Raw genomic sequence first — 12,458 nt, 5'->3', positions numbered from 1 at the left:
CTTTTTGTAGAGTTCAAATGAGATTTTTGGCCCAATTCAGCTCGGTTTTTATCCTTGTATCAAGGGTTTTTCTCTCATATTGCTGAAATATAAACCCCCTGTGAACCTGTCGGTTTTGTTGTATTGAGTGCTAACAATTAGAGTTCAAATTAAAAATATGTTATATTTTGTGCCATATCGCCCGACATTTGACCGTCGGGCCGGGGCTGGAGCCTGACGATTTGGCACAAAAGTCTACGTCAGACCAGCCCATTTTTTTGCGATGGCCAATGGGTCACTGGACGGCTATTCACCGCCCTGCCCCATCGCTAACAAATAACCGACTGACCTTCTGTTAAAGCAGTATGGAGAGACAGATGTCACTGGACAAACAACGGAATTTTGTAGACGGCCGCTACCTGTCGAATGAGAGCGGTGAGTGCTTTGATGTATATAACCCGGCTACCAACGAGGTCAGCTACCAGGTTGAGGTTGCCGACGAGAAGGTACTTGCAGAAACCATAGAGAGTGCCAAGCGCGGTTTTGCCCAGTGGTCAGCGATGATGCCGGTCGAACGCAGTCGCATCCTGCTGAAAGCAGTAGCACTGTTGCGCGAGCGCAACGATGAACTGGCAGCTATCGAAGTGACTGATACCGGTAAGCCCTGGCAGGAAGCCAGTGTTGTCGACGTGGTGACTGGGGCCGACTCCATCGAATTCTTTGCCGGCCTGGCCGCAGGCATTGAAGGCAATCAGCAGCAAGTCGGTGAGGACTTCTACTACACTCGCCGCGAACCCCTGGGCATCTGCGCCGGAATCGGTGCCTGGAACTACCCCTTACAAATCGCTTGCTGGAAAGCCGCCCCGGCCCTGGCCTGCGGTAACGCCATGATCTTCAAGCCATCCGAAGAAACCCCCAAAGGTGCTTTGAAGTTGGCTGAAATCTTTATTGAAGCGGGCATGCCCCCGGGTGTTTTCAACGTAATCCAGGGCGATGGCGCCGTGGGTGCCTGGCTGACTAACCACCCGGATATCGCCAAGGTTTCCTTTACCGGCGAAGTGGGTACCGGCAAGAAAGTGATGGCCGCAGCGGCTTCCAACCTGAAAGAAGTCACCATGGAGCTGGGAGGCAAGTCCCCGCTGGTGATCTTTGATGATGCCGACCTGGAGCAAGCCGTTTCTGCTGCCATGCTGGGCAACTTCTACACCCAGGGTGAAATCTGCACCAACGGTACCCGGGTATTTGTACACCGCAGCATCCACGATCAGTTCCTCGCTCGCCTGAAAGAGCGTGTTGAGCAAAATATTATTGCCGGTGATCCGATGAATCCGGACACTAACTTCGGCGCCCTGATTTCTGCCAAGCACCAGCAACTGGTGATGGACTACATCAGCAAGGGGAAAGAGGAAGGCGCGACCTTGTTCTGTGGCGGCCACACCCTTTCACCAGAAAATTCACCTAACGGTTACTTCGTTGCTCCCACCGTATTCACCGACTGTCATGACGATATGACCATTTGCCGCGAAGAGATCTTCGGCCCGGTAATGTCGGTACTGGTCTTTGATGATGAAGACGAAGTGATCCGCCGCGCTAACGATACCCGTTTGGGCCTCGCCGCCGGCGTATTTACCCGTGATATCACTCGCGCCCACCGCGTGATCCACCAGATGCAAGCGGGTATCTGCTGGATCAATGCCTACGGCGCTTCCCCGGCAGAAATGCCGGTGGGCGGATACAAGTTATCCGGAATCGGACGCGAAAATGGACTTGCGACCCTGAACCACTATACCCAGCTAAAAGCGGTGTATGTGGGCCTGGCACCACTGGAAAGTCCATTTTAAGCGGTACCCTGTATGAGTGAGTTTGACTACATCATTGTCGGCGCCGGCTCTGCCGGTTGCGTTCTGGCCAACCGCCTGTCTGCCCAGGAAGATAAAAAAGTCCTCCTGGTAGAGACCGGCGGTAGCGATCGCAGCATCTTTATCCAGATGCCCACCGCACTATCTATTCCCATGAATACCGACAAGTACGCCTGGCAGTTTATGACTGAGCCAGAGCCGTACCTGGACAACCGCAGCATGCATTGCCCCAGAGGCAAGGTGCTCGGTGGCTCTTCCTCGATTAACGGGATGGTTTACGTGCGCGGGCACGCCAAAGACTTTGATGAGTGGGCACAGCACGGCGCCGAAGGCTGGGACTACGCCCACTGTCTGCCCTACTTCAAACGCTCTGAGACCTGGGCTTTCGGCGGTGACGATTACCGTGGCGACGAAGGTCCTCTGGGGGTCAATAACGGCAATGAAATGGCCAACCCCCTTTATGGAGCCTTTATCGAAGCCGGTAAAGAAGCTGGCTACGACTACACCGCAGATTACAACGGCGAGCAGCAAGAGGGCTTTGGCCCTATGCATATGACGGTAAAAGATGGGAAACGCTGGTCAACCGCCAACGCCTACCTGAAACCGGCCATGCAGCGCCCCAATTTGACGGTATTGACCCACGCCACTGTGCATAAGGTGATTCTGGAAGGTAAACGGGCAGTCGGAATCAAACTTGAACGCAAGGGAAAGATCCTGGAATTCAAAGCGCAACAGGAAGTCATCCTCAGCGCAGGTCCCATCGGCTCCCCTCACCTTCTTCAGCTCTCCGGAATCGGAGATCCCGACACACTGGCAGAAGCCGGTATCGAACTCCAACACGAACTTCCCGGCGTTGGCCAAAACTTGCAGGACCACCTGGAGTTCTATTTCCAGTTCCGCTGCAATCAGCCGATTTCCCTGAATGGCAAGCTCGACCCCTGGAATAAATTCCTGATCGGTGCTCGTTGGATACTGAAGAAGGACGGCCTCGGAGCCACCAACCATTTCGAGTCCTGCGGTTTTATTCGCTCCAAAGAAAACGTGGAGTGGCCGGACCTGCAATACCACTTCCTGCCGGCAGCCATGCGCTATGACGGCCGCGAAGCTTTCGATGGCCACGGCTTCCAGGTGCATATCGGGCACAACAAGCCCAAGAGTCGCGGCAGGGTCAAAGTAGTGAGCAGTGATCCCAAGCAATCCCCTTCTATCCTGTTTAATTATTTGCAGGAGAAAGAGGATATTGAGGGTTTCCGCGCTTGTGTGCGACTGACTCGCGAGATTATCAATCAGCCGGCTTTCGACGAATACCGAGGCGATGAAATCCAGCCCGGTACCGATATCCAGACTGATGAACAAATTGACGCCTTCGTACGGGAATCCGTCGAGAGTGCTTACCATCCATCCTGCTCCTGCAAGATGGGTACCGATCCAATGGCAGTGGTAGACCCGGAAACCCGTGTACACGGTTTGCAGGGTTTGAGAGTTGTAGATTCCTCCATCTTTCCGACCATTCCCAACGGCAACCTGAATGCGCCCACCATTATGGTGGCGGAGCGGGCTGCTGACCTGATTTTAGGGCGCCCCGTATTGGCGCCCTCCGAGGCACCGGTAGCGACCAAGGCTACCAGCACTCAGCGACCTGGCCGCCCTGCGCGCGCTCAGTGAGCTGAATTTACGCCGGCGCTCTGGCAGAGATTTGACTGCCCCCTTCAAACGCGACGGGGATATTCAAATCTCGCACAGCAATGCCCTCTGGGGGCGCCGGCATACCAATAACTAGCTGGAGACTCAGCATGACAGCTTGGCTTTCCGCGGGATTATTGTTTACCTTCACGGCAATAATTTTCTCGCTGATTAAATGGGGAAATGTGAAGATGGTCGGGGTAACCCCGGTCAAAACCTTCACTTTTATAGCGATCCTTTTCACTTCCGGCCTCGATGTAGGCCTGATCATGTTCCCCCTCACCGAGTTCGGTGGCTACGCAGACTTAGCCAATAGCCCGGAATATGGTTTCACCAACCCACTCGCGATTGAGTTTGGTTTTTGGGCCTTCCTGATCTGGGGCTTCTACTTCCTCACCTGTTTTTACTTCTGCATTATCGAACCCAAAGTTAAATTCTTTGAGTTGAGACCAGTAAAACTAATCAACAATGTGGTGATTATCGGAACCTGCGCCTTTACCGCTTACTTGCTGCTCAGCAACTTGCCCTGGTATCTGCCGCAAGTTGGCGATGGTGAAACCATTGTGGGTACCTTCTACCTGATCGTATTTGCAGTGATCGCCGCAGCGGTCTACTCATCTACCAGCTTGCGCTATGTGCGCTTCCTCAGCCTGGCAACCACCTGGATGTTTATTGGTCTGATTGCGGTTATGTGGGTAGGCGCCTTTACCGGTGAAAACGGTAGCGTTGGCGACTTCGCCTCCACTTTTGCGATGCTCGGCGGTTACTTTGGCAACATCCACCAGTTCGTGCTGCCGTTAAATGACTATCACGAGTTTTACCTGTTCTGGTGGTTTGCCTGGAGCATTATGATCGGCCAGTTTACCTCCCGCTTTGTGGGCGGCCTGCGCACTTACCAAGTGCTGGCGGCGATGCTGATTTTCCCATCCATCCCCATCGCACTCTGGTTCACCGTGCTCTACTACTACTCCAGCCAAGGCCTGGATACCAGTGGCTTCTACAACCTGGCTATGGTGATTGTGGGTATTACCTTCGTGATCAACTCGCTGGATTCCCTGATTCGCCTGTACACCGACAATCTGGGCATGACCGTTGCGCGCCTGGGCAAGTGGAAGTACTTCGTGCTGAACCTAGCTGCAATGAGCCTGCTCACCCTGTTGTTCAAGCTGGACTTCCTGCAAATCCAGTGGATCGGCGCTCTGGTGATTGGCATCTTCTTCTGCTGCCTGGGTTACATCCTGGTGAAGCGCTTCAGAGCGGTAGCAGCTATCGACTCCTCGCCTAAAGAAAACAAAATCGACTTTAACAAGATCGAACTGGCGAGCTAACTGTTGAAATCCCCCACCCTCTTAGGTGGGGGCTACAAAATATAAATAAGCGGTAATTTAACAATGAAATCGACGTTGAAACTTTCTGCACTCACTTGTGCTTCCCTGCTGGTACTTGCTCAGCAATCCCAAGCAGAGCTGTCTTCTACTGTAAACCTGACCACCGACTACACCTTTAATGGTGTTAGCCAGACCAAAAGCGACCCAGCCCTGCAGGCAAGCCTGGACTACGGCTTCGATAACGGTTGGTACATTGGCTCCTGGGCTTCCAATGTGGATTTTGTAGGTGATGACGTCAATCTCGAGCTAGATTTCTACGCTGGCAAATTCTTACAACTTAATGACAAGGTAAGTCTGGATACTGGTATTGCTTACTACACCTATCATGGTGATAAGGATGTCTCTAGAAACTATGACTACCCAGAAGCTTATACCAAGCTGGGTTATAGCTCCAACCTGGGCGAGTCCGAAGTGAATGGCTGGTACAGCTGGGACTACTTTGGTCTGGGCGGCAGCCACTACATTATGATGCTGGCTCACACTTTTGAATTTGCAGAGGGGCATAACGTTCGTTTCAGTGTGGACCGCTCTACCTCTACAAATTTGGACAACTGGAGTTGGGGCAATAATAAAAAATCCTACAACCACTACCGTGTAGAATACATGACTTCTCTAAACGGTTTTGATTTCAATATTGCTGCTGAGAACACTACTATCGATACGAAGGATACCGACGAGCGTATCGTTTTCTCTGTCGCTCGCACTTTCAACCTGTAAGGTTAGAAGTTTATACCGGGGCCTGTGCCCCGGTATTCTCACTCTTAAAATCCTAAGACCTCTCCCCCGCGCTTCCCTGTTTAGCGTTTTCAGAACCCCCTAAAGTGGCTCCATCTTGCTTGCCCGCCTCTTCTTGGCTCCATGGCCCCTTTGCGGATAACTTTTCAAGAACTATTTCCTTTTCAATTAGAGTTGGGTGAGAGACCAAGTCATGCCGTGCAACTTTAACGATTGAGAGACAAAGTAATAGAGCAACTAATAATAGAGGGATGCCCGCAATAATGCTCGCCGCCAATAACGCTTCGAATCCACCCAGTATCATTAAGGCAATCGGCAGTAATGCCAAGGCAAATGCCCAAAAAATCCGGTTCCAGCGAAGAGGCTCTGTATCTACCTCCTTTTGTACAACTGATGCGAGGATATGGGAAATGGAATCAAAGGTAATAGCAGTAAAAATCAGCGCAATCATTGTATACACTAGTACCACCCACTGACCTGCAGGCAAAGTCTTCAGTATGGCGAAAATAGTGGCATTGGCTCCCTGATTGTTTAGGAGCTGCACCAGATCCAGCTTTCCAGAAAACTGCAGGTATACCCCATAGTTGCCGAGCACCATATAGAAAAGAAAACAACCGAGGGTCCCAAAAAATATAGAACCAATGATCATCTCTTTTATTGTCCGCCCCCGAGAGATATGGGCGATAAAAAGGCCAACGCTTGGTGCGAAGACTAACCACCAAGCCCAATAGAAAACGGTCCACTGTTGAGGGAAGCGAAAGTAGGAAAGTTGCTCAAAATAAGAGAAGGATTCAGTCCAGGTAGCCATTCGCAGGAAGCTGTGTAACATCCGCCCTAATGTCTCCAGCCCATTATTGAGTATAAATAGAGTTGGCCCTGCAATAAGAACAAAGAGCAATAATAATAGGGCAAGCCACATCGTAAAGTTGGAAAAGATTTTGATCCCACGCTTTAAACCAACAAAAGCGCTGTAACCAAACAATAGGGCGCAGAGTATAAGTACAGCTATTTGCGTCTCAAGTCTAATAGGTAACCCTAGCAATTCATGAAACCCCTGGGTGATTAAGGGTGCAGCTATACCCAACCGGGTAGCGACGCCACCCAACATACCGAATACCAAAGAGATATCGATAAGCTTTCCAGTAGCACCCTTGGCCCTGCGTTCACCCAGCACCGGGACAAGAGCCTGGCTAAATTTTAATACCCTACTTCTGCGCACATAGTAAAAGTAAGCGATTGGCAGCGCCGGGATTAGGTAGATGGACCAAGCCAGGGGACCCCAGTGGAATATGCCATAGGCGACTGCCCAGCGGGCCGCTTCCGGTGTATTTGCTTCAACCTGAAATGGCGGTTGTTGATAATAGTAAACCCATTCAACCATTGACCAATACAGAATGGAGGCGCCGATGCCACAGCTTAGCAACATGGCAACCCAAGAAACTGTCGAGAACTCAGGGGATTCCTTCTTGCTTCCAAGCTTGATGCGGCCTATATCACTAAAAGCGATATAAGCCATAAAAAGAATCGACCCTATTCCCAGTAAAAGGTAGAGAATACCAAAACGTTCTGTTACAAACTCCTTTGCCGTCAAAATCCACAGTGAGCCCAAATCTGGAAACAAGATCAACGGCACTGTCGTTATCAGTAACAATAAGATTGCCCCAAAAAAAGTGGGCTTATCAATCAGCTCTCTTGACCCCTTACTCAACGACTATCTCCATTCCGAAGAGCAACAACTTAGGTTTTGGGTGTGGTTAAATTACGCCAATAATGAGAACGACACTTCTAATAACCAATTGGGCGTCAATCATCCACTAGAACGGCACATATCTCCCTGTACGGATATATTTTTAAAAATCAGCCACAATCCAGTATATCTGAACTTATACATGTAATGATCGTGAAGAACGGGCGTCGGAAACGACATGCTATTGGTGCTGAGGTTAGTTAAACATGTCCCACTACATAATTTTTGTTTTGATTGTCTTTGGCCTAATTGCCTGTGGCAAAGACACTTTGAAAGATATCACGGAGCAAGATTTTCAACCAGGGGCTGAAACAGGCATATTTAATGTATCTCGGAGCGAGTGCGAGTTAATGAGGTATCGAAAAATAATAACAAAGGAATCCCCGGTTGGTTGCGAAAGATTAAAAAAAGTAGTTTTTGATTTTTATCCTCTACTGGAGGATTCAGATATTGCTGGCCCACTGAACAGTGAGCATGATTTAAAAAATAAAAACGATACAAATAGACAAAAAGGAGCGATTATAGTTCTTGATGTTGTTGCCGATAATGTTCTCGCTCTATTTGGAGAACTCTATCAACGGCAGTTCCCTATTAAGTCTGCTATCCCAATAGAATACTTCAGTAAAAAGGAGCGAAAAACAGAGGATATGAACAATTCTCTGGCATTTGATTCTCGACCCATTACCGATGGCAGCAAATGGTCTGAACATGCTTATGGGGTTGCGATTGATATTAATCCAATGCAGAACCCTTACCTTTATATTGATAAATCCTCTAAGCCAATCTTGATACCAAAAAATACGAAGGAAGGTTACTTAAATCGAGCAAAGTATCGAGCAGGAAAACCGGTTCGTGCCGGGATGTCTGAAGATGTAACCTCTCTATTTGCGATGTATGGTTTTGCCGTTTGGGGCGGAGATTGGGATGTGCCTATTGATTACATGCACTTCCAGGTGGGATCTCGCCAGTTTATCGAACATCTAGTAGCTCTACCTATTGAGCAGGCAAGGCTACTGTTTGAAAATTACACGAGTCAATTGAGGCAGTGCTTTGAGCATGGGAAAAGTATTAGCGATGTTAACTTCCTTAGAAAGTATTGTGTAGACAAGGTAAGTGCAGCTTTTGAGCCGCGCCAAGATAAAGTAAAGGGCACCAGTAATATATAGTACCCTTCTGCTCCCGCTGTCTATACTCCTAGCCTAAACCTCCCATAGGTTTCAGCCGTTTGTTATCGTTTATAAACGAGACGGATGACTACCTGGGTCCCCTTCGATATGTGGTTTGTCGTCATGAGATACCCCATGGGGGGAAGAAGCTGGTAACTCCCAATCCCCATCTTTACTCCAGGGGTCATCCTTAGGGAAGTCTTCAATGTAAATTTCTTTTTCTTCGTAACTGGGCTGGTAGCGTAAATCATAGTGAGCCGCTTTAACGATTGAGATGCATAACAGAAGCGCAACAACCAGAAGTGGGACACCTCCAATAACACTGGCTGTTTGCAAGGTATCCAGCCCACCAAGAAACATCAGTGTTACGGGCATAATGGACAGGGCAAATGCCCAAAAGACCCGATTCCAGCGCACTGGTTCCTCATCTACTTCTTTCTGCACTACTGCAGCAAGAATATAGGAAATAGAATCAAAGGTAGTGGCCGTGAAGATCAGTGCAAGAATGGTATAAACCAATATTACGAACTTACTCGCTGGCAGAGTCTGTAAAACGGCAAATATTGCTGCAGTTGCTCCCTGCTGATTCAATACCTGCACCACATCCAATTCACCTGAAAACTGTAAGTAGACTCCATAGTTCCCCAGAACCATAAAGAACAAGAAACAGCCGAGAGTTCCAAAGAAAATCGAGCCGACTACCATTGCCTTTATGGTGCGGCCTCGGGATATTCTGGCAATGAACAAGCCTACGCTTGGTGCGAAAACCAGCCACCATGCCCAGTAGAATATGGTCCAATCTTGAGGAAAATGAGTATCAGGAAACTGTTCAAATTGTGCGAAAGGTTCAGTCCAGGAAGCCATATGGAAGATGTTGTCAAGTACCCTGCCCAAAGCATCCAGGCCGGTATTCAACATAAACAGGGTGGGACCAACAAGAAACACGAATACCAACAATAATACTGAAAGCCACATATTAATGTTGGAGAGGGCTCGGATACCGTTCTTTAGACCCACAAAAGCACTGTAACCAAAAATAAGTGTACAGATCATAAGCACAATAACCTGTGTACCTAAGTCTCTTGGTACTCCCAGTAGCTCATGTGCTCCCTCGGTAATCAGTGGAGCGGCAATCCCCAATGTAGTAGCCCCTCCTCCCAGCATGCCAAAGATAAATAGCACATCAATTAACTTGCCAATACCACCCTTCGCGCGTTCTTCACCTAGCACGGGCATTAGCGCTTCACTAATCTTCAGCACACTGTGGTTTCTGACATAGTAAAAATAAGCAATCGGCAGAGCGGGAATCAGGTAAATCGCCCAAGCTAATGGCCCCCAGTGAAAAATGCCATAGGCAACGGCCCAGCGTGCAGCCTCAGGTGTTCCCCCCTCAATTTGGAAGGGTGGAGTTTGATAGTAGTAAATCCATTCCACCATCGACCAGTAGAGGATTGAAGCTCCAATACCAGAGCAAAACAACATGGATGCCCAGGACACTGTAGAAAACTCCGGATCTTCTTCCGAATTACCGAGCTTTATCTGGCCTATATCGCTAAATACGATATAAACCATAAAGAGGATGGCCCCTACCCCCAGTAATAGATAAAAGACTCCGAGCTGGTCGGTAACAAAATCCTTTGCGACTTTAACCCATACTGATCCGACTTCAGGGAAAACAATCAGTGGAACTGTAACTAGCAAAAGTAGTGCAAGTGATCCGAAGAATGTTGGCTTGTCGATAATTTCTCTAAAACTCTTAGTCAATGCACTTCTCCGAGCAGTGTACAAAGCCGACAACATAAAAGTGGGTTCGATCTCCGAAAGGAAATGAAGACAGATGGTGGAGTGGAATAACTTTTATAGAGACGGAATACGATTGGTTAGATATGATTATTATTTCGTCTGCAATTTTAACAGGAAGGCTATTAATTTCAATAACAGGCTGCTTTTAGTGTTCAAAAGCAAAACAATCTGGCCTTCAAACAAGGGCTTAGAAGATAAGATATAAGACACTAACCTCTGTAGCCTACAGCTTTTATAACCTCTTTATGAGTGCATCCTGACTACGTATCATTCCCAAATAGATCAGAATGTATGCAGACTCTGGAATTCAAGCGTAAAGCCTATATGCGCACTCATAGGTATTTTATAGTGGGCTCATATACCCTTCTCACTGAATTGTCCCCTAAGACTGAGGGTATATAAGCCTTTAAAGATCCTTTTTTCTGGAAGCTTCTTTACTACCACTTTTCTTTACAGAGCTACAAGCCGCCCCCCAATCGCCCTCTTCACTCCAGGGGGTATCTTCTGGCGGGTGTTTGATATAGATTTCCTTTTCCTCGTAGCTCGGCTGGTGACGTAAATCGTAATGAGCTGCCTTTACAATCGATACGCAAAGCATTATTGCAACAAGTAGCAACGGAACACCACCGACAATACTTGCTGTTTGTAGGGCTTCCAGCCCACCCAAAAAGAGAAGTGTAATAGGCATTACCGATAATGCAAACGCCCAAAACAAACGATTCCAACGAGCTGGCTCATCATTCACTTCCTTTTGAACAACGGCAGCGAGTATATAGGATATAGAATCAAATGTAGTGGCTGTGAAAATTATCGCGAGTAAAGTGAAAACAATAATGACCAAATTGCTCATAGGGAGTGTTTGCAAGATGGCGAATATAGTTGCAGTACCCCCCTGTTGGTTGAGGAGCTGTACCACATTCAGTTCACCTGAGAACTGCAGGTAAACCCCATAGTTTCCCAGAGTTAGGAAAAATAGGAAGCAGCCCAGGGTGCCATAAAATATTGCGCCAACAACCATAGCTTTTATGGTTCTCCCGCGTGATATGCGAGCAATAAACAATCCAACACTTGGGGCGAACACCAACCACCAAGCCCAATAGAAGATGGTCCAGTCTTGAGAGACGTAGGTTTGAGGGAATTCTCTGAATCGACCAAAGGGCTCTGTCCATGTGGCCATATGAAGAATACTGTTAAGCATTTTCCCCAAAGAATCCAGTCCTGCATTAAGCATAAATAAAGTAGGGCCAGTAATAAGGACGAAAGCCAATAAAAACATTGCAAGCCACATATTCAGGTTTGATAAAGTCTTAATTCCCCTTTTAAGCCCGGCATACACACTGCAGCCAAATATTGCAGTGCAGAGCATCAGAATATAAATTTGTGTAGTCAGTCCTGTAGGCGCACCCAATAGTTCATGTGCACCCTCAGAAATCAAGGGCGCAGCAATTCCTAATGTCGTTGCCCCACCACCTAACATACCAAAAACAAAACAAACATCTATCAACTTGCCAATAGACCCTTTTGCCCGCTGCTCACCTAAAACAGGCATAAGCGCCTCACTTACTTTTAAGACATTGCGGTGCCTTACATAGTAAAAGTAAGCAATTGGTAGAGCCGGAATCAGGTAAATCGACCAGGCAATAGGACCCCAATGGAATATACCAAAAGCGATTGCCCAGCGGGCAGCCTCCGGAGTAAGCCCTTTTAACTCAAATGGCGGCGTTTGGTAATAATAGATCCACTCCACCATTGACCAGTACAAAATAGATGCCCCAATGCCTGTACAAAAAAGCATGGAGGCCCAGGACAAGGTGCTAAATTCTGGCTCTTCTTCAGGTTTTCCAAGTTTGATTTGACCGATATCACTAAAAATGATGTAGGTCATAAACAGTAATGCACCAACTCCCAGCAACAGATAAAAAACACCCAAGTCATCCGTTACAAAGTTCTTCGCATTCAGAATCCACTTCGCACCCAGTTTTGGATAAATAATGAGCGGAAGGGTAACCATGAGAAGCAAGCCAAGCGCCCCAAAGAAAGTTGGCTTATCGATGATCCGCTGAAAGTTTCCTGCCAATACTTCTCTCCAGGATACTCA

General features: G+C 48.0%; 8 protein-coding genes. 5 read left to right on the top strand and 3 right to left on the bottom strand.

From position 1 onward, the window contains the following. Window positions 1–356 precede the first annotated feature (356 nt). The 4 genes from betB (at window position 357) to ACJJH9_RS09370 (ending at window position 5,626) form a co-directional block, all read left to right on the top strand. Entirely contained in the window at window positions 357–1,820 is a 1,464-nt protein-coding gene (gene betB, locus ACJJH9_RS09385; protein WP_444925046.1) for a betaine-aldehyde dehydrogenase, read from the top strand. A gap of 12 nt (window positions 1,821–1,832) precedes the next feature. Next, window positions 1,833–3,503 (top strand): choline dehydrogenase, encoded by a 1,671-nt coding sequence (gene betA, locus ACJJH9_RS09380; protein ID WP_444900785.1) that lies wholly within the window; start codon window positions 1,833–1,835, stop codon window positions 3,501–3,503. 128 nt (window positions 3,504–3,631) lie between these two features. Beyond that, a complete protein-coding gene (locus ACJJH9_RS09375; protein WP_252085898.1) occupies window positions 3,632–4,849 on the top strand; it encodes a BCCT family transporter in 1,218 nt (405 codons plus the stop codon). 63 nt (window positions 4,850–4,912) lie between these two features. Then, a complete protein-coding gene (locus ACJJH9_RS09370) occupies window positions 4,913–5,626 on the top strand; it encodes a TorF family putative porin (protein WP_252085897.1) in 714 nt (237 codons plus the stop codon). A gap of 52 nt (window positions 5,627–5,678) precedes the next feature. Here ACJJH9_RS09370 and ACJJH9_RS09365 read toward each other — a convergent pair whose 3' ends face one another. Next, the gene (locus ACJJH9_RS09365) at window positions 5,679–7,352 is read right to left on the bottom strand and encodes a BCCT family transporter (RefSeq protein ID WP_444925045.1); all 1,674 of its coding nucleotides are present in this window, start codon (window positions 7,350–7,352) and stop codon (window positions 5,679–5,681) included. A 245-nt stretch (window positions 7,353–7,597) separates the two neighbouring features. Between ACJJH9_RS09365 and ACJJH9_RS09360 the strand changes: the two genes are divergently transcribed. Next, a complete protein-coding gene (locus tag ACJJH9_RS09360; RefSeq protein ID WP_444925044.1) occupies window positions 7,598–8,557 on the top strand; it encodes a M15 family metallopeptidase in 960 nt (319 codons plus the stop codon). Between the two features lie 69 nt (window positions 8,558–8,626). Here ACJJH9_RS09360 and ACJJH9_RS09355 read toward each other — a convergent pair whose 3' ends face one another. Next, window positions 8,627–10,321, bottom strand: coding sequence for a BCCT family transporter (locus ACJJH9_RS09355; protein ID WP_444925043.1), 1,695 nt, complete (start codon window positions 10,319–10,321; stop codon window positions 8,627–8,629). Window positions 10,322–10,766: 445 nt separating this feature from the next. Next, complete coding sequence (locus tag ACJJH9_RS09350) at window positions 10,767–12,437, bottom strand: BCCT family transporter (RefSeq protein ID WP_444925042.1); 1,671 nt, start codon at window positions 12,435–12,437, stop codon at window positions 10,767–10,769. Between the last annotated feature and the right edge of the window lie 21 nt (window positions 12,438–12,458).

Source organism: Microbulbifer mixtoriginis (SeqCode) (assembly GCF_052466715.1).
This window is presented reverse-complemented; position numbering and strand designations above follow the sequence as displayed.

Excerpts from the sequence above, each read along its gene's own strand:
- ACJJH9_RS09360 (WP_444925044.1), top strand. The coding sequence starts at position 7,598 with ATGTCCCACTACATAATTTTTGTTTTGATTGTCTTTGGCCTAATTGCC.
- betA (WP_444900785.1), top strand. The coding sequence starts at position 1,833 with ATGAGTGAGTTTGACTACATCATTGTCGGCGCCGGCTCTGCCGGTTGC.
- ACJJH9_RS09375 (WP_252085898.1), top strand. The coding sequence starts at position 3,632 with ATGACAGCTTGGCTTTCCGCGGGATTATTGTTTACCTTCACGGCAATA.
- ACJJH9_RS09370 (WP_252085897.1), top strand. The coding sequence starts at position 4,913 with ATGAAATCGACGTTGAAACTTTCTGCACTCACTTGTGCTTCCCTGCTG.
- betB (WP_444925046.1), top strand. The coding sequence starts at position 357 with ATGTCACTGGACAAACAACGGAATTTTGTAGACGGCCGCTACCTGTCG.